General features: G+C 70.3%; 16 protein-coding genes. 5 read left to right on the top strand and 11 right to left on the bottom strand.

Annotation, left to right across the window (positions count from 1 at the left end; all coding sequences use genetic code 11):
- Positions 1-3 precede the first annotated feature (3 nt).
- From hutH to hutU, 4 genes are read right to left on the bottom strand one after another with little or no spacing between them, the layout of a single operon-like run.
- Entirely contained in the window at positions 4-1,575 is a 1,572-nt protein-coding gene (gene hutH, locus LT965_RS13800) for a histidine ammonia-lyase (RefSeq protein WP_232701436.1), read from the bottom strand.
- Positions 1,572-2,810, bottom strand: a complete 1,239-nt coding sequence (gene hutI, locus LT965_RS13795) for an imidazolonepropionase (RefSeq protein ID WP_232701435.1) — start codon at positions 2,808-2,810, stop codon at positions 1,572-1,574. Before hutI ends, hutH begins: the two co-directional genes overlap by 4 nt.
- Positions 2,803-3,714, bottom strand: coding sequence for a formimidoylglutamase (gene hutG / locus LT965_RS13790; RefSeq protein WP_232701434.1), 912 nt, complete (start codon positions 3,712-3,714; stop codon positions 2,803-2,805). Before hutG ends, hutI begins: the two co-directional genes overlap by 8 nt.
- Positions 3,711-5,498, bottom strand: a complete 1,788-nt coding sequence (gene hutU, locus LT965_RS13785; RefSeq protein ID WP_232701433.1) for a urocanate hydratase — start codon at positions 5,496-5,498, stop codon at positions 3,711-3,713. Before hutU ends, hutG begins: the two co-directional genes overlap by 4 nt.
- Before the next feature lie 83 nt (positions 5,499-5,581).
- On the opposite strand from hutU, the gene LT965_RS13780 reads away from it, so the two are divergent.
- The gene (locus LT965_RS13780) at positions 5,582-6,211 is read left to right on the top strand and encodes a helix-turn-helix domain-containing protein (protein ID WP_232701432.1); all 630 of its coding nucleotides are present in this window, start codon (positions 5,582-5,584) and stop codon (positions 6,209-6,211) included.
- 12 nt (positions 6,212-6,223) lie between these two features.
- Here the strand turns inward: LT965_RS13780 and LT965_RS13775 are convergent, their stop codons facing one another.
- Together LT965_RS13775 and LT965_RS13770 are read right to left on the bottom strand one after the other, a co-directional pair.
- Entirely contained in the window at positions 6,224-7,270 is a 1,047-nt protein-coding gene (locus LT965_RS13775) for a sensor histidine kinase (RefSeq protein ID WP_232701431.1), read from the bottom strand.
- Positions 7,267-8,721: an ATPase domain-containing protein gene (locus LT965_RS13770; protein ID WP_232701421.1), complete on the bottom strand. Its 1,455-nt coding sequence runs from the start codon at positions 8,719-8,721 to the stop codon at positions 7,267-7,269. Before LT965_RS13770 ends, LT965_RS13775 begins: the two co-directional genes overlap by 4 nt.
- A gap of 139 nt (positions 8,722-8,860) precedes the next feature.
- Between LT965_RS13770 and LT965_RS13765 the strand changes: the two genes are divergently transcribed.
- Together LT965_RS13765 and LT965_RS13760 are read left to right on the top strand one after the other, a co-directional pair.
- Positions 8,861-9,289: a hypothetical protein gene (locus LT965_RS13765; protein WP_232701420.1), complete on the top strand. Its 429-nt coding sequence runs from the start codon at positions 8,861-8,863 to the stop codon at positions 9,287-9,289.
- A gap of 102 nt (positions 9,290-9,391) precedes the next feature.
- Positions 9,392-10,615: an MFS transporter gene (locus LT965_RS13760; protein ID WP_232701419.1), complete on the top strand. Its 1,224-nt coding sequence runs from the start codon at positions 9,392-9,394 to the stop codon at positions 10,613-10,615.
- Positions 10,616-10,643: 28 nt separating this feature from the next.
- Here the strand turns inward: LT965_RS13760 and LT965_RS13755 are convergent, their stop codons facing one another.
- The 3 genes from LT965_RS13755 to LT965_RS13745 are packed head-to-tail and all read right to left on the bottom strand — an operon-like array spanning position 10,644 to position 12,394.
- Positions 10,644-11,519 (bottom strand): amidohydrolase family protein, encoded by an 876-nt coding sequence (locus tag LT965_RS13755; protein WP_232701418.1) that lies wholly within the window; start codon positions 11,517-11,519, stop codon positions 10,644-10,646.
- Positions 11,516-11,977, bottom strand: a complete 462-nt coding sequence (locus tag LT965_RS13750; RefSeq protein WP_232701417.1) for a MaoC/PaaZ C-terminal domain-containing protein — start codon at positions 11,975-11,977, stop codon at positions 11,516-11,518. Before LT965_RS13750 ends, LT965_RS13755 begins: the two co-directional genes overlap by 4 nt.
- Positions 11,978-12,007: 30 nt before the next feature.
- Positions 12,008-12,394, bottom strand: a complete 387-nt coding sequence (locus tag LT965_RS13745) for a hypothetical protein (protein ID WP_232701415.1) — start codon at positions 12,392-12,394, stop codon at positions 12,008-12,010.
- 85 nt (positions 12,395-12,479) lie between these two features.
- Here LT965_RS13745 and LT965_RS13740 point away from each other — a divergent pair, with 85 nt between their 5' ends.
- On the top strand, positions 12,480-13,637 hold the full coding sequence (locus LT965_RS13740) for a thiolase C-terminal domain-containing protein (RefSeq protein ID WP_232701414.1): 1,158 nt from the start codon (positions 12,480-12,482) through the stop codon (positions 13,635-13,637).
- Positions 13,634-15,064, top strand: coding sequence for a zinc ribbon domain-containing protein (locus tag LT965_RS13735; protein ID WP_232701412.1), 1,431 nt, complete (start codon positions 13,634-13,636; stop codon positions 15,062-15,064). The genes LT965_RS13740 and LT965_RS13735 overlap by 4 nt, the downstream gene beginning before the upstream one ends.
- On the opposite strand, the gene LT965_RS13730 is transcribed toward LT965_RS13735, so the two are convergent.
- Entirely contained in the window at positions 15,036-16,217 is a 1,182-nt protein-coding gene (locus LT965_RS13730; protein ID WP_232701411.1) for an MFS transporter, read from the bottom strand. The genes LT965_RS13735 and LT965_RS13730 overlap by 29 nt on opposite strands.
- Positions 16,217-17,590, bottom strand: coding sequence for an FAD-binding oxidoreductase (locus tag LT965_RS13725; protein ID WP_232701410.1), 1,374 nt, complete (start codon positions 17,588-17,590; stop codon positions 16,217-16,219). The genes LT965_RS13730 and LT965_RS13725 overlap by 1 nt, the downstream gene beginning before the upstream one ends.
- Between the last annotated feature and the right edge of the window lie 89 nt (positions 17,591-17,679).

Genomic DNA, 17,679 nt, shown 5'->3' with positions numbered 1-17,679 from the left:
TCGTCACTCCAGCCGTTCGCCGAGCGCGCGCTCGACGGCCTCGTCGACGAACCCCTCGCGCACGAGGTCCGCGACCGCCTCCATCTCGTCGGCGAGCGAGCGGTCCTCCCGGAGCGGCGGGGACACCTCCCGCACGAGGTCGTAGACGGCGCGGGTGCCGGCGGCGTGCGAGAGGCTGTCGTCGAGGAACTCGCTGGCCTGCGCGCCGGCGAGGAGTTCGACGCCGACCACCGTGCCGGCCTTCGCCGCGGCCTCCCGGAAGCCGAGGGCGCTCCCCGCGCTCATGCTCACGTGGTCCTCCTGGTTGCCCGAGACGGTCGCGTTGTCCGTCGACGGTCGCCCGAGCGACCGCAGGTCGTTGACGAGCGACGCGGTGGTGTACTGGGGGATCATCAGCCCCGAGTGGAGGCCGCTGTGCTCGGTGAGGAACGGCGGCAGGTGGTCCTCCTGGACGTTCGGGTTGAGCATCCTGTCGACGCGGCGTTCGCTGATGGCCGCGAGCTCCGTGAGCGCGCTCGTCGCGTAGTCGAGGCGGAGCGCGAGCACCTCGCCGTGGAAGTTGCCGCCGGAGAGCACGGCTGCCGAGTCCGTGCCGCTTGCCCGTGGGTCAACCTCGTCTGCGTCGAAGACGAGCGGGTTGTCCGTCGCGCTGTTCAACTCGACGTCGATGGCCTCCCGGAGGTGCGCGAGTGCGTCCCGGACGGGGCCGTGGACCTGGGGGAGACACCGGATGGAGTAGGCGTCCTGCACGCGGTCGCAGTTCCGGTGGCTCTCGACGATCTCCGACTCCTCGGTGAGTCGTTTGACGTTCCGCGCGCTGGCCGCCTGTCCGTCGTGGGGCCGGACGCGCTGGATCTGCGGGTCGCAGTTCGCCGTCGTCGCCAGCGTGACCTCCGTGGTGAGTGAACCCGCGGCGTCCGCCGCACGGAGCGTGCGTTCCGCGTCGAGGAGCGCGAGCGCCGCCAGCCCCGCCGTGAGCTGCGTGCCGTTGATGAGCGCGAGCCCCTCCTTGGCCTCCAGCGTAACGGGTTCGAGGCCGACGCGGGCCAGCGCCTCGTCACCGGGCAGGCGTTCACCACCAACCAGCGCAGCCCCTTCACCGATGAGCACGAGGCTCGTGTGCGCCAGCGGCGCGAGGTCACCGCTCGCGCCGAGGCTCCCCCGTGAAGGGACGACCGGGTGGACGCCCTCGTTCAGCATCGCGGCGAGCAGGTCGACGACGACCTCCCGGATGCCGGAGTACCCCTTCACGAGCGCGTTCAGCCGCGTTATCATCAGCGCGCGGACCTCCTCGCGTTCGAGTTCGCGGCCCGCGCCCGCGGCGTGGCTCCGCAGCAGGTTCGTCTGGAGCGCCTGGAGGTCCCCGTGGGGGATCTGGGTGTCGACGAGCTGGCCGAAGCCCGTGTTCACGCCGTAGACGGCTTCGCCCGACTCGAGGACGTCCGCGACGCGCTCGCGGGAACGCCGCACCTCCTCGCGTGCGTCGTCGGCGATCCGCACGGTGGCGCCGTCGCGGGCGACCGCCTCGACGTCCTCCGGGGTCAGCGTCTCGCCGTCGACGACGACCTCGGTCACGCCGTCTCACCTCCGTCCACGACCAGCGTTCCGTCCTTGAGCACGGTCGTGACGGTGTTCACGCCGAAGTTGTACGGGACGTGGACGTGGCTCGGACCGTCCACGACGGCGACGTCGCCGGGCGCCCCCTCGCGGAGCGTCCCCGTACCGTCGGAGCGGTCGACAGCGCGGGCGGCGTGGGCCGTCGCGCCGAGCAGCGCGTCCGCGGGCGTCATCCGCATCCCGTTGCAGGCCAGCGCCACCGCGAACCCCATGCTCTGGCTGTAGCAGTTCGGGTTGAGGTCGGTCGCGAGCGCGACCGGAGCGCCGGCGTCCTGGAACTGCCCGGGGTCTGCGTACGACTCGCCGAGTGAGAACGCCGTGCCGGGGAGGAGCACGGGCGTGACGCCCGCGTCGGCGAGCGCCTCTGCGTCCGCCTCGTTCGCGTGCAGCAGGTGGTCCGCGCTCACCGCGTCGAGTTCCGCGGCCAGCTGGGCGCTCCCGAGGCGCGTGAACTCCTCGGCGTGGAGCTTCGGTTGCATACCGTGCTCGCGGCCCGCTTCGAGGATTCGGCGGGACTGCTCGACGGTGAACACACCCTCCTCGCAGAAGACGTCACAGAACTCCGCGACGTCGCGCTCGGCGGCCGCGGGGAGTTGCTCCTCGACGACCTCGTCGACGTACGCCTCCGTGTCCATCCCCTCGGGCGTGGCGTGAGCGCCCATGAAGGTCACCACCACGTCGACCGGGTGGTCGGCGGTGGCGCGCTCGATGGCGTCGAGCATCCGGAGTTCGGTCTCCGTGTCGAGTCCGTAGCCGGTCTTGACCTCGGCGGTGGTCGTGCCGTGGACGAGCATCGCGTCGAGCTGGGCAGTGAGGTTCGCGACGAGTTCCTCGTCGGTGGCCTCGCGAACGGCCCCGACGGTGCGGAGGATGCCGCCGCCCGCCGCGAGAATCTCCTGGTAGGACTTCCCGCGGAGTTTCTGCGCGAACTCATCGGAGCGGTCCCCCGCGAACAGCGCGTGGGTGTGGGGGTCGACGAACCCCGGAATCACCGTCTGGCCGGAGGCGTCGACGGCGGTTGCCGCGTTCTCCGGTGGGTACTCCGCGATCACGTCTTCTGTAGTGCCGACCATCGCCACGCTCCCGTCGACGATCGCCACCGCGCCGTCCTCGTAGCTCCGGAGCCCGCGGTCCGAGTCCGGGCCGACGACCAGTTCCGCGGCGCCGTGGACGACGGCTTCGGGGTCAGTCATGGTACCCCCCGAGGAAGTGCGCGATACAGCGGGCGGCCGCGTCGACCGTTCGACCGTCCGTGTCCAGCGGCGGCGCCGTCTCGACGACCTCGAAACCGGCGACCCGTGGTCGGCCCGCGATGCGGCGCACGAGGCGGAACAGCTCTCTGGGCTGGAGACCGCCCGGCGTCGGTGCGCTCGACCCCGGGTAGGCGGCGTCGAGGACGTCGACGTCCACGCTGACGTACACCTGGTCGACGTCGCCCATCGCGGCGAGTGCGGCGTCGAGGGCTCCATCGGGGTCCGCGCCGACGGTTTCGGCGGTGACGACACGCCCACCCTGCTCGTCGAGGTAGTCGGCGTACCGCGTGCTGGTCTCGAAGTGGCGCGCGCCGACGACGGCCAGCGCGTCGAGGCCCGCCTCGAACAGCTGTCGGTACGGCGTGCCACTGGACGGTTCGCCCCGTACCTCGCGGCAGTCGAGGTGGGCGTCGAAGCTCACGACGCCGAGAGACCCGCGTTCGAGCAGCGGGCTGGCGTTCGCGTACGACAGCGAGTTGTCCCCGCCGACGAAGACGGGGACCGCACGCAGGTCGTGGACGCTGTGAGCGGCGTCCTGGAACGCTGCCTGCGCCTCCGAGACGCTGTCTGCGCGCACCTGGACGTCGCCGAGGTCGCCGACGGACGCGACCGGCCCCGTCTCGAAGTGGTGGCTCTTCACGCCCGCGAGCGCCTCGCGGATCGCGGTCGGGCCGCCGACCGCGCCCTTCCGGCCGATGACTGCGCCGTCGTACGGTTCGCCGACCAGCAACGCGTCGTAGTCCGCCGCGCTCTCGGGGGCCACGGACTCGACGACGTCCCCGAACTGCTCGTCGTTGGGGTCCGACGACGTCCCCTCCCACTCCGGCGGCGCGGTCAGGTTCATCGGTCCTCCATGGGCACGTCGACGCCCGACTCCCGGGCCTCGGCGAGTGCCGCCTCGTAGCCCGCGTCGGCGTGCCGGACGACGCCCATCCCTGGGTCGGTGGTGAACACGCGGCGGGCCTTCTCGGCGGCGAGGTCGGTCCCGTCGAGGACGACGTGGTTGTTCGCGTGCAACGCGTTCCCGATGCCGACGCCGCCGCCGTCGTGGACGCTCACGATGTCCGCGCCCGCCGCCGTGTTCAACAGCGCGTTCAGAATCGGCCAGTCCGCGACCGCGTCAGACCCGTCTCTCATCGCCTCCGTCTCGCGGTTCGGGCTGGCGACGCTGCCGGCGTCGAGGTGGTCCCGGGTCACGACGACCGGCGCTCCGATCTCGCCCTCGGCGACGAGTTCGTTGATGCGGAGGGCGAACGTCGCGCGCTCCGTGAGGCCGTCTTCTCCGTCTGATTGGTATCCGAGCCAGCACACTCGACTCGGCAGGCCCTGGAACTGCACCTGTTCCTGCGCGAGGTCGACCCAGCGGTGCAGCGACTCCTTCTCCGGGAACAGTTCCTTGACGGCCTCGTCCGTCCGGTGGATGTCCGCGGGGTCACCGGAGAGCGCGACCCACCTGAACGGTCCCCGCCCGCGGCAGAACTGCGGACGGATGTACGCCGGGACGAACCCCGGGAAGTCGAACGCGGTCTCCATGTCGCGGTGGGTCGCGACCTGGCCGCGGATGTTGTTGCCGTACTCGACCGCGATGGCACCCTCGTCCTGCATGTCGAGGATGCCCTGGACGTGGCGCTCCATCGTGTCGAGGCTCTCCTCGACGTACGTCTCGGGGTCGCGCTCCCGGAGGTCGTCGGCCTCCGCGACCGTGTAGCCGCTCGGGTAGTACCCCTCGAGTTCGTCGTGTGCGCTCGTCTGGTCCGTGACGATGTCCGGCACGAACCCGCGGTCGAGCATCTCCTCGAGCATGTCCGCGGCGTTGACGTGCACGCCGACGGAGTACGGTTCGCCGGCCTCGGCGGCTTCCTCGGCCTTCCGGATGGCCTCGCCGACGTCGTCGGTCTTCTCCATGCAGTAACCCGTCTCGATGCGGCGGTCGATGCGGCGTTCGTCCACCTCCGCGGCGATGCAGACGCCCTCGTTCATCGTCACCGCCAGCGGCTGGGCGCCGCCCATGCCGCCGAGACCACCCGTGACGACGATGCGGCCCGAGAGGTCGCCGCCGGAAGACTCGCTCTGCTCGTCTGCCGAGCCCCCGTTCGCTTCGCTCGCGGGAACGCCGAAGTGCTGGCGACCCGCCTCGGCGAGCGTCTCGTAGGTCCCCTGGATGATCCCCTGGGTGCCGATGTACGCCCACGACCCCGCGGTCATCTGGCCGTACATGATGAGCCCCCTCGACTCGAGTTCGTGGAAGTGCTCCCAGTTGTCCCACTTCCCGACGAGGTTCGAGTTCGCGATGAGCACCCGGGGCGCTCGCTCGTGCGTCTCGAAGACGCCCACGGGTTTCCCGGACTGGACGAGCAGCGTCTCCTCGTCGCCGAGTTCGCGGAGTTCGTCGAGGATGGCGTCGTAGGCGTCCCAGGACCGGGCCGCTCGGCCCGTCCCGCCGTACACCACGAGGTCCTCGGGTTTCTCCGCGACCTCGGGGTCGAGGTTGTTGTTCAGCATCCTGAGGGCGGCCTCCTGACGCCATCCCTCACACTCGAGTTCGGATCCGGTCGGCGCACCCTGGTAGTCGCGCCACTGTTCGGACGGGGCACCCACCTCGAAGGAGCCGTCTGGGGCGTCTGTCATGCGTACTCGTTGGGTGACGAACGACAAAGGTGTGTGGACCGTCACTAGACGGGTTCTTTATCACGGCGTCCGTGGGTGGGACCGTGCAACAAGCAACGTTCCGGCTGTCGGGTCGAGGTGTCTACGCCGCCGCGACGGCTGAGACAGACGTGCGGATGGCGCTGTGGTGCAACGACCACTGCGACCTCCTCCAGCTCCGGGGCGCGGACGCCGACAGCGTGCTCGCCGCTGTCGACGAGCGCGTCGGCGTCCGCGAACGCGTCAAGGAGGGCGACACCACGCTCGCGGTCACCGCGGCCTGCCTCCGCGAGGAGGACGGGGGTGTCGAGGACGTGCTCGCGGACCACGGTTGCCTGCTCGTCCCGCCACTGTCGTACGTCGACGGCGAGAAGCGGGTCCGCGTCCTCTCACTCTCGGCTCAGTCACTCACGTCGACGTACCACGACCTGCGGCAACGCTACGACGTCACAGTCGCGGACAAGCGCTCGGTGAGCGCGCCCGACCCCGCGTCGCCCGCCGCACCCACGGCCGACCTGACCGAGCGACAGGACGCCGTCCTGCGGGCGGCCGTCGAGGACGGGTACTACGAGGTCCCACGGACGACGACCACGGCGGCGTTGGCCGAGCGGTTCGGACTCGCACGCTCGACGCTCGAAGAACACCTGCGACGCGCGGAGGCCAAACTGGTGGACGCAGCCGTCGCGTCTCGATGAGCGAGCGGCGGACTACCGACCGTCGACCAGTTCGACCGCCCGGAACTCGAAGCGCGCGCCACCGGCCTCGCTCTCGGTCACGGCCAGGTCCCAGTCGTGCGCCGACGCGACCTCCGCGACGATCGACAGGCCGAGTCCGGTGCCGTGACCGTCGCCGGCGTGGCCGCGTTCCAGCACTCGCCCGCGGTCCGCCGGGGGGATGCCCGGCCCGTCGTCCGCCACGTAGAAACCGGTCGCCGTCGTCCCGACGGTCACCGTGACGTCCCGGCCGCCGTGCTCGACGGCGTTCCGGAGGAGGTTCGAGAGCACCTGGAGGAGCCGGTCCTCGTCGGCGAGCACGGTCGCCGTCGTCCCGACGTCGAGCGTCCCGGCCGCCGTCTCGACGCTCGACCAGCACTCCTCGACGACTGCCGCGAGGTCGACGGGTTCCGGGTCCACCTCGACGTCGCCAGTGCGCGCGAGCGACAGCACGTCCTCGACGAGTCGGTGGATGCGGTCGATGGACTGCTCCATCGCCGCCAGGTGCTCCTCGTCGCCCGTCTCGCGGGCGAGTTCGAGGCGGCCCGCGAGGACGTTCAGGGGGTTGCGGAGTTCGTGGCTCGCCTTGCTCGCGAAGTCGTCGAGGCGCTCGTTCCGGTCCGCGAGCGCCTCGGTCTGGCGCTGACGCACGAGGAGGTTCGTCAACCGCCGGAAGAAGACGGCTCTGTCCACTGGCGCCTCGATGGTCTCGTTGACGAGGAGTGGTTCGTCGGGGTCCCGACTGTGCTCCACGTCGAGGTCGATCCGCGTCCCCTCGCGGTGGATGAGGAAGACCGGGCAGAACGACGGCTGGCGTTCGCGTTTCTCCGCACGCAACGCCTCCCGGTACTCGGGGAACGAGTAGTCGTCCACGAGGTAGAGGTCCGCAGCCTGCAGGTCGTCGCCGGCGGTGGCTTCGTACCCCTCCTGGGCCAGCAGTTGCTGGACGGCGGTCCGCTCGGCGTCGTCGTCGATGAGGAGCTGGATGTCGGCCATCGCGCTACCAGTCTGGAACCCGCGGGGCGCGGGCAGTCGTCTCACTCCTCACGCTGGATCACCTCCGGAGCACCCTCGAGGATGCCGCGGACGCCGCTCAACGGGTCGCCGACCTCGATGCCGTCGTCGGTGATGTCGAACTCGCGGAGCGTGCTCTCGAAGCCGCCGACGCGCTTCTTCAGGACGCCGACGACGCGCTCGATGCGGCCGTGGCGCTCGATGTAGTTCATGAAGACGATGTTGTCCGCGAGGTAGCTGATCTGTTCGCCCGTGGGCTGCTGGAGCCCCGTCACCTCGCTGATCTCGTCGAGGAGGATGACGGAGACGTTCGCGTTCTTCAGGTAGCGCGTGAGCGCATGGATCTTCCGTGTCGTGTCTGCCCTGTCGCCGTGGAGGGACTGCTTGTAGCCGCTGACGCCGTCGATGACGACGAGTTCGGCGTCGTGTTCCTCGACCTGCCGGCTGACCAGTTGGGCGAACTCCTCGGGCGAGCGCGTGAGAGGTTCGATCTCCTCGACTGCGAGCGCGCCGCGTTCCTGGAGCGCCGTGATGGGGATGTCGAAGGACTCCGAGCGGTGCGTGAACGTCTCGGTGTTCTCCTCGAAGAGGTACATGAGACCGACGTTCCCGGCGGCCGCGGCGGCCGTCAGGAACTCCGCGGCAGTCGTCGACTTCCCGATGCCCGTAGGGCCGCTGAGGATGGTGACGGTGCCGCGTTCGAGGCCGCCGCCGAGCAGCGTGTCCAGATTTTCGATGCCAGAGGAGAGCTGTTCGGGATCGAAGTCGCGGTCTCTCGACCTGGGGAGCAGCGCCGGGTACACCTCGATGCCGTCGTCGCGGATCTCGAGCCCGTGGGAGCCCCGTGGGACGTCGACGCCACGGTGTTTCGTCACCTCGATGCGTCGCCCGCTCTCGCCGCGTTCGAGGCGGATGACACCGTCGCTGAGCGACCGGAGTTCGGTGTGCTGTCCGGGGTCGTTGGACTCCGTGGCGAGCACCGTCGTGCCGCGCTCGCGGAGGAATCGCATGAACGAGATGATGCGCTGGCGGTACTGGTGGTCGGTCGGCTCGAAGTACCGCAGTTGCGAGATCGGGTCGACGAGGACGCGACTCGGGTCGAGGTCCTCGACGGTCTCGCGGATGCGTTCGATGACCCTGTCGTCCGTGATGTCGTGGGGGTCGACGAGTTCGTAGGCGCGACTCTCGGTGAAGAAGTCGGACTCGGGTCCCAGGTCGAGGAACTCCACGTCCGTGAGGTCGATTCCGACTCGTGCCGCGTTGATCAGGATCTCCTCCTGGGACTCCTCGGTGTGGATGTACAGCGCGTCCTCCCCGTTCTGCAGTCCGGCGTCGAGAAACGACATGCCGAGGATGGTCTTCCCCGTCCCCGGCCGTCCGAGCACGAGGTACATGCGCTCGGTGACGTAGCCGTCGCGGAGAAGAGAGTCCAGCCCCGGGACGCCGCTGGAGTACCGGGAGAGAGAGATGTCGTTCATGGTCCGAGCAGGACGCCTCCCTACATAAATCTGAATCTAACTTCCCAGGATATGGTAGTCATGGGATACGTATACAACGATGTAAGTCGCGACCCCCGAGAACGGAAGGCTTCAGTTCGTCGCGCCCGGACGAGCGGACGTGACTCGATTCGGTCTGGCCGTCCTCGGTGGCGTCCTCGCCCAGGCCACACTCCTCGTCGCCGTCTCGGGGATGCCACCCCACCACCCCACCACCGCGACGACTGCGCTACGCGTCGTCGCCATCGGGGGAATCGGTGGCTTCGTCGCCGCGATGGCGACCGACCGTGCGCCACTCCAGGCGGGCGTCGCGACCGGCGCAATCGTCGGCGTCGGCGTCGGTACGGTGTTCTGGTGGGCGCTCTTCTACGCGGACACGGTCGGTGTCTTCCACCACCTGCACTACGCGCTCGCGACGTCGGGCGTACCCGACGAGTTCGTAGTCGGGATTCCGAGAGTAATCGCGGCGGTGGCGAGTCTCCTCGTCGCCCTGGCGTTTGCCGTCGGCGGCCTCCTGGGGAGTCTCGTCGTCCTGGGTCGTCGCCACTAGCGACCGAGTCCTACCCGGGTGTCGTCTCGACCGACACTGGAGAACCCGGACAGGACTACACAGAAGCACAGGTTCTTGGTCGGCACCCGCCAGCATCTGCCAATGACGGACGAGACGAGCAGCGACTCCCCGACGGGAGCCCACGCTGCTCGCACCGAACGGGAGCGCTGGACGCTCGTCGCCGGATTGAGCCTGATATCGATGGCGCTGTCCGCCTACGAGATCGCACCAGCGAGCGTCACGCCGCTCGTGCGGGCGTCGATGGACATCGACGCGACGAAGGCCGGCCTCGTCGTGGGGAGCATGTTCGGCGCCGCGATGCTCGCCAGCCTCCCCCTCGGTGCCGTACTGGACCGGACGAACTCGCGGGTCGCCGTCGCGGTCGCCATCGTCGTCTCGCTCCTCGTCGGCGTCTGGGGGTGGGCCGCCGCCGAACGCGACGCCTACTACCTCCTGCTGGCCTCCCGGGTCTGTGGCGGCGTCGCCTTCGTGGTCATCTGGAACGCGAGCATCGACATGGTCAGCCGGGCCGTCGAGGCGTCCCGCCGCGCGACGGCGGTCGGAATCTTCACGGCGAGTGGCCCCGTCGGGTTCGCACTCGGTCAGGGCGGCGGGCCGACCATCGCCGCGCAGTTCGGCTGGCCCGCCATCTTCCTCGTGTTCAACGCGATCCCGCTCGTCGGCCTCGCGATGTACTGGCCGACGAGCCAGGGCCTCGGCCGGACAGGGAGTGGTTCCGCCCCGAGTCTGGCGGAGTTCGGGAGCGTTCTCCGCAACCGTAGCGTGTGGCTAGTCGGCAGTCTCGGCTTCCTGGCGTACTCGCTGTACCTGTTCGTCAACAGCTGGGCGCCGTCGTTCCTCACGGACGAGATCGGGGTCACCATCGGTCTGAGTGGTCTGCTCGTCGCCGTGTTCCCGGCGGTCGGTGTCGTCTCCCGGGTCAGCAGTGGGTTGCTCTCCGACCGCCTGTTCGGGGGTCGTCGGCGGCCCGTCCTCCTGCTCTCGTTCCTGCTCACGGTGCCGGCGCTCCTGGTCCTGGGGACGCTCCGGTCGCTCGCGGTCCTCGTCGCCGCGCTGCTCGCGGCCGGCTTCACCGTCCAGTTGACCCTCGGACTGTCGTTCGCGTACGTCCGAGAACTGGTCGACAGTCGCGTCGCCGCCACGGCCGTGGCGTTCCAGACCAGCCTCGGTCTCGCCGGTGCCTTCCTCGCGCCCATCGCCGGCGGCGCGCTCATTGAGGCGACGAGTTACGAGACGGCGTTCGTGGTCGCGGGCGCGCTCGGCGTCGTCGGTGTCGCGGTCGCGTGGGTCGTCACGGAGTCCTGAGGACCGCAGAAGTATGGGCTGGCGACTGCTACAGGTCGAGGAAGTCCTCGGCGTTCTCCCAGAGCAGTTTCCGGTAGACGTCCTCGGAGTAGTCGGTGTGCTCGCCCAGCGAGTCGAGCCACTCCCCGGGTCGGATCATCGGGTAGTCCGTGCCGAACATCACCTTGTCCTGGAGGATGGTGCCGGCGTAGTGCAACACCTGCTCGTCGATGTACTTCGGGAGCCAGCCGGAGAGGTCCATGTAGACGTTGCCCTTCTGCTGGCAGATGGCGAGTTGCTCTTTCTCCCACGGGAACGCGGGGTGCGCGATGAGGATCTGTAACTCGGGGTGTTCGGCTGCCACGTCGTCGAGCAGCATCGGGTTGCCGTGCTTGACCTTCAGCCCGCGGCCACCCGGGGCGCCCGCGCCGAGCGTGGAGTTCCCGCCGTGGAACACGCAGGGGACGCCGAGGTCCTCGATAGTGCTCCAGAGGGCGTCGTGTTCGGGGTCGCTCGGGTCGAACCCCTGGGCGATCTGCTGGAACTTGAACCCGGAGAGGTCGAGGTCCTCGACGGCGCGGATGGCCTCCTCGACGCAGTCGTCCTTCAGCGGGTCGACGCTCGCGAACCCGACGAAGAACTCGGGGTGTTCGTCCCGGACCTCGGCGACGTAGTCGTTGGGGACGGGCGGGTTGCCGGTGTTCGTCTCGGCGTCCCACCCGAGCAAGACTGCGTGCGCGACGCCGACGTCGTGGTACTCGGAGACCATCTCCTCGTAGTCCCACGTCTCCATCTCGGAGCCGAACTTGCTCGCGGCGTCCTCCATCATCTGGCCGCCCGCGTCCTCCAGGAACTCCGGGGTCGGCTGGTGGGCGTGGGTATCGACCGCGCGCGTCTCCGCGAGGAGGTCGTCGAGGGCGCTCATCGGTCGCGCTTCACGAGGAACTTCATGTCCCCCGAGAAGACGGTCTCCCCCTCGCTGTTGGTCATCTCGGTGTCGATGACGACGAGGCCGGCGTCGTCACGGGAGGAGAGCTCCTTCGTCTTCGTGACTTCCATGTCCAGGGAGATGGTGTCGCCCATCGCCACCGGGGCCGGGATGTCCATGTAGTTCATCCCGAGGAACGCGATGACCCGGCGCTCGAGGAAGCCACAGCGGTAGACGAATCCGGTCGCGAGCACGAACGTCATCGGGCCGTGGGCGACGCGCTCGCCGAACTCCTGGTCGGCGGCGTACTCCGCGTTGGAGTGCAGTTCCGTCCAGTCACCCGTGAACATCGAGTGGAACGTGAAGTCAGCTTCCGTCACTGTGCGGCCGACGCTCTCGAACGTCTCCCCCTCCTCGAAATCCTCGAAGTAGTGGGGTTCGTAGCTGTACGCCATACGGAGAGGGGTTGCCCGAGCGACAAATAACTATGCCGGGTCCCCGCCGACGGATCTCGCTGCGGCGATACCAAGCAGCCACGCGACGACGAACGCGGCGGCGCTGGGTACGAGCCCGTCGACGAACACCCGGAGTCCGGTGACTACCAGGGCGTAGCAGGCCACGAGCGCGAGCGACGCGACGAGCGCCCACGCGACGCCCGCGGCCCTGCGCTCGTAGGCCCGCGGCCACTGGGTCTCGTAGATACTCGGGGCGGCGACGCCGGCGAGCAGCAGGACGAAGTAGCCGTCGGTGGAGTCACCCCCCATCTCGAACGCGAGAACCATCGCCGCCAGGCCGACGACGACGGCGGTCGCGGTCACCGCGAACTCCACGCTTCCGAGCCACGAGCGGAACCGACCGGCGAGCGACGACATGGTCGTACGTCCCCCGGCGGTCGCTTGAAAGTACCGTCGAGTCTCGTCGGCAGCAACTATGAGGGACGGGGGAGAACTCGAGGACATGCGAGACGCCTACGTCGTCGGAGCGGGACAGACCGCCTTCGGGGCCTTCCCCCGGGAGTCCTACCGCTCGCTGTTCGCCACCGCCGTCGAGCGCGCGCTGGCGAGTGTGGACGGACTCGACCGGGGAGACGTCGACGAAGCGGTCGTCGGAACGCTGGGGGTCGGCGGTCGCCAGATCGGACTGTCCGGGCCCGCCGTCACCGAACACGCCGGCCTCTCGGTGCCGACGACGCGCGTGGAGAACGCCTGCGCGGCCAGCGGCTACGCCGTGAGGAACGCCGTGCAGGCCGTCAAGTCCGGCATGGCCGACGTGGTACTGGCGGGCGGCTACGAGGTGATGACGGACCTGAGCGGCGACGCCGCGAAGTACTGGCTCGGTGTGAGCGGCGAGACGGAGTGGGAGCGCCTGACCGGGACGACGTTCGCCGGGACGTACGCCCAAATGGCGGGCGCGTACGCCGAGGCGTACGACGCCACGGTCGACGACCTCTCCCGGGCGGCGGTGAAGAACCACGCGAACGCCGCGAAGAACCCGCACGCGCACCTCGGCTTCGAGTGTTCACTGGACGATGCGAGCGGCGCCGCGACGGTCGCGGACCCGCTCACGCTCTACCACTGCTGTCCGACCAGCGACGGTGCGGCGGCCGTCCTCGTCGCCAGCGAGGAAGTCGCCGCGGAGTTCGACGACACGGCGAGAGTGGCGGGCGTCGGCGCCGCCAGCGACCGCGTCGGCCTCTTCGAGCGGGAGAGCTACACGTCGATTCCCGCGAGCGAGGATGCCGCCGCCACCGCCTACGAGATGGCCGGCGTGGGACCGGGAGACGTCGACCTGGCGGAGGTCCACGACTGCTTCGCTATCGCGGAACTGCTCGCCTACGAGGACCTCGGCTTCTGCGAGCGCGGCGAGGCCCCGGAACTCCTCCGCGAGGGCGTCACCGACGCCGACGGCGACCTCCCCGTGAACGTCTCGGGCGGCCTGAAGGCGAAGGGTCACCCCATCGGCGCGACGGGCGCGGGCCAGATAGTCGAACTGTGGAAACAGCTCACCGGGAGGGCGGGCGACCGACAGGTCGCGGACGCGAATCTCGGACTCGCGCACAACGTCGGGGGGAGCGGCGGTGCGGCTGTCGTCACGCTCCTGGAGGGTGGAGCATGACGAGCGACGAATCCGCCGTCGCCGGCATCGGCGCGTACGCGCCCCGATTCAGGCTGTCGGCTGCGGCGGTGGAGGACGCACTCGGGCGGTTCCGCGCCCGCGGCGTCGACACCGTCGCCGTGCCCGACGCCGACGAGGACGCGCTCACGATGGCCGCGGAGGCCGGCGTGCGCGCGCTCGCAGCGGCGGACTACGACCCTGAAGACGTGGACGCGCTGTTCCTCGCGTCCACGACGCTCCCGTACGACGAGGAGGCCGGGACGGGCAGACTCGCCAGCCTCCTCGGCGTGCCGGAGACGTCGCGAACGAGCCAGTTCGGCGGCAGCACGGCCGCCGGCGGCGAGGCGTTCGGGGCGGCGCTCGACAGTGCCGGCGTGACGCTGGTCGTCGCCGCGGACTGCCCGCGCGGCGCCCCGGACGAGTCGTTCGGCCACGCCGCCGGTGCGGGCGCCGGCGCGTTCGTCTGCGCACCGGACGGCCCTGGAACGGTCACGGACTGTGGGTCGTACACCGCCGCGTACCCGGGCACCCGGTTCCGGGAGCGCGGCAGCGACGAGACGACGGGGCTCGGCGTGACCGCCTACGACCGGGAGGCCTACCGCGAGACCGTCGCGGGCGCGGTCGAGGAACTCGGTGGGGCGAACGACCCGGACGCCGCCGCGCTGCAGGCGCCGGACGGCGACCTCCCCTACCGCGCTGCCGGTGCGCTCGGCCTCGACAGCGAGACGGTCGCCGCGGGCACCGTCGCCGCGGACGTCGGCGACGCCGGGGCCGCGAGCGCGCTGCTCGGCTTCGCGGAAGCCGTCGCCGGGGAGAGCGAGGAGACGCTGCTCGTGGCGTACGGAAGCGGCGGTGCGGCCCACGCGTTCCGCGTCGAGAGCGGTGGAATCCCGGTTCGGTCGGTAGTCGCGGGCGACCGCGACCTCGACTTCGCGGGGGCGCAGCGACTGCGCGGCGCGTTCGACTCGGGCATCCCGGAGGGCGGTGGAGCGTACGTCAGCGTGCCGTCCTACCGCCGCACACTGCCCCAGCGCCACCGCCTCGTCGTGGGGCGCTGCCGGTCGTGTGGGGCGCTCAGCTTCCCCCCGGAGGGAGCGTGTACGGCGTGTGGAGCGAACGAGGGCTACGACGACGCCCAGCTCTCGGAGCGGGGCACGGTCGAGGCGGTCACGACGATCTCCCAGGGCGGCGCACCTCCGGAGTTCGTCCCGCAGCAGGCCCGCGCCGGGGAGTACGCGAGCGCAATCGTTGCGTTCGACGGGGACGACGGTGGGTCGGTGAGCGTCCCGGTGCAGGTCGTCCTCGACGGCGACGACGCGCCCCAGATCGGCGACGAAGTGGTGGCTGTCCCTCGTCTGCTGTACGAGCAGGAGGGCGTCCGCCGGTACGGCGCGAAGGTCACCCTCGCAACCGGAGAACGGCGGTAGCGAGTGCGACGACCGCGAACGCGACGAACCCGGCCGTGGTGAAGAGGGCGTCGTAGCCGACCGCCCCGGCGAACGCGGCGAACGCGATCGGGCCGCTAGCGCGCCCGAGGAACGTGACGCTGTTGCGGAGGCTGAGCGCGCCCGCGCGGAGGTCCGCGGGGACCCGGTCGGTGAGACCGGCGTCCACGGACGGGAGCACGAGGCCGACACCACCACCGGCGATGCTCGCGCCCGCAGCGACCCCGAGCGGTGAGGTGGTGAACGGGACGACGAGCAGTCCGACGGCGTACACGCCGATACCCGCACGTACGATCGTGGCGTTGCTGGCTCGGCGAGCGAAGCGACCGTTGAGCGCGGCGGCGACGGTGGAGACGACCTCCGCGGCGGTGATGACGAGGCCGACGGCGACCGCCGAGAGCGCGAACTGGTCGACGAGCAGGAACGGGAGCGCGGTGAAGACGGCGCCGAACAGGAGGAACTCGGTGACGAAGGTGGCGCCGTAGAAGCCGAGCGACCCGGACGAGGTCGCCACGCGCGCCATCGCGACGAGGTAGCCGGGGCGCTGGTCGAAGCTCACCTCCGCGGGGAGCACGCGCCACGCGACGGCGGCGACGGGCAGCGCAAGCAGGTACGCGAGGAACGGCGCGTTCCAGGAGAACCCGACGAGCAGGCCGCCGACGACCGGGTAGAGGGCTGCGGCCGCGGAGAGGACGGCCGTGTTCACGCCGAGGACGGCGTTCCGCTGGACGCCCTCGAACGTGTCGCCGACGAGCGTGACCGTGGAGACGAACAGGCCCGCCGCGGCCGTCCCCTGAACGACGCGCACAGCGATGACGGCCCAGAACGGTGGCGCGGCGGCGATACTCGCGCCGGCGAGCGAGAAGACGACGAGCGAGGAGACGAGCAGTCGGCGGCGGCCGTAACGGTCGGCGAAGGCGCCGAGGAACGGCGAGAGAACGATGCCCGCCAGGAAGTACGTGGAGACGAGGAGACTGGCCTGCGCGTCCGAGAGCAGGAACTGGTCGCGGAACGCGGGGAGCGCGGGGCTGACGAGCGGCACGCCAAGCGGCGCGACCGCGGTGGCGAGCAGGACCGCGCGGACGACGGGAGCGTCCCACGGGACGTGCTCACTCGACCGGTCGGGTACCGACATCAGTCCCGGGAGTGGATGGGTGTGTGGCCGCTGAAGACGCCCTCCGGGTCGTAGCGCTCGTTCACCTCACGGAGGCGGTCGTAGCTCTCGCCGTAGGCGACTCGCGCCGCGTCCTCGCCGAACCCCGCGAAGTTGACGTACATCCCCTCGGCGGCGTCGAGTTCGCGGACCGCGTCGACGGTGTCCCGCACCCACTGGACGTTCGCCTCGGTCTGCCGGGGGTCGTCCCAGTTCGCCTCCACGTTGAACAGGTAGGCCGCGTCCCGCTTCGGGAACGCGCCGTCGCCCTCCCGGATGGCGCCGCCGAGGTGCCAGAGGTCGACCGTTGAGAGCGTCGACGGGGCGGCCGCCCCGCGCTCGACGAGCAGGTCGACGACGTCGTCCGTGAGTTCCGCGAGTGCAACCGACTTCCAGTAGTAGAGGCGGCCCTCCGGGTAGTCCTCGTCGAGGAGTCGCTGGAACTCCCGGTAGGGCAGCACGTCGCTGAAGTCGGCGAGCGGGTCGGCGAGCGTCCGGAGGTCTCGCAGTTCGTCGACACCCTCGTCCGGGTCGCCCGCCCAGGCGCCGAGGACGGCGACTGCGGGGTCGTCCCAGGCGTCCTCCGGGAAGAGCTCTACAGCCGGGACGTACGCGTAGAACGGGAGGGCGTTCGCCTCCCGGGGTGCGTCGTCGGCCCACTCGCGGAACGCGTGCAGCACCTCGGTGGCCTCGTCGCCGTCGTACCAGACGAAACACGTCGCGACCTCGGGGCCGACAGGGTGGAGGTCGAACTCGAAGGACGTCACGACACCGAAGTTCCCGCCACCACCGCGGAGCGCCCAGAAGAGGTCCGGGTTGCGGTCGGCGCTCGCGACCACGAGGTCCCCCTCCGCGGTGACGACGTCCATCGAACGGACGTTGTCACAGGAGAGGCCGAACGTCCGCCGGAGGTGGCCGAATCCGCCGCCGAGCGTGAGTCCCGCGACACCCGTATCGGAGACCACCCCGCCCGGTGTCGCGAGGCCGTGCGCCTGGGTCTCTCTGTCGACGTCACCCCACCGCGCCCCGGCACTGACGCGGGCGACCTGCTCGTCGGGGTCCACGCGCACGTCGTCCATCCAGCCGAGGTCGATGACGACGCCGTCGTCGACGACGGCGCCGCCCGAGACACCGTGCCCGCCACCGCGGACCGCGACCGGGAGGTCGGCGTCGGCGGCGAACGAGACGGCGTGTGCGACATCCGCGGGGCCGGTACACCGGGCGACGACGCGCGGGTAGCGGTTGATCGCGCCGTTCCACACGCGTCGTGCGTCCGGGTAGTCGTCGTCGTCCGGCGAGACGAGGTCGCCCGCGAACCGTTGACGCAGGCCCTGGAGACTGCCGTCGGAGGTCATGGCTATCTGTCTGTTCGGCGCGGCAGTCGGAAAGCGTGGTTACCGGGTGATGGCCAGCTACTCCGCGGGAGATACCGGAACGAGTTAGG

Origin of the sequence: Halobacterium wangiae, assembly GCF_021249345.1 — an archaeon.
GTDB classification, from domain to species: Archaea; Halobacteriota; Halobacteria; order Halobacteriales; family Halobacteriaceae; genus Halobacterium; species Halobacterium wangiae.
The sequence above is the reverse complement of the archived record's forward strand: the minus strand, read 5'-3'. Positions and strand labels throughout refer to the sequence as shown.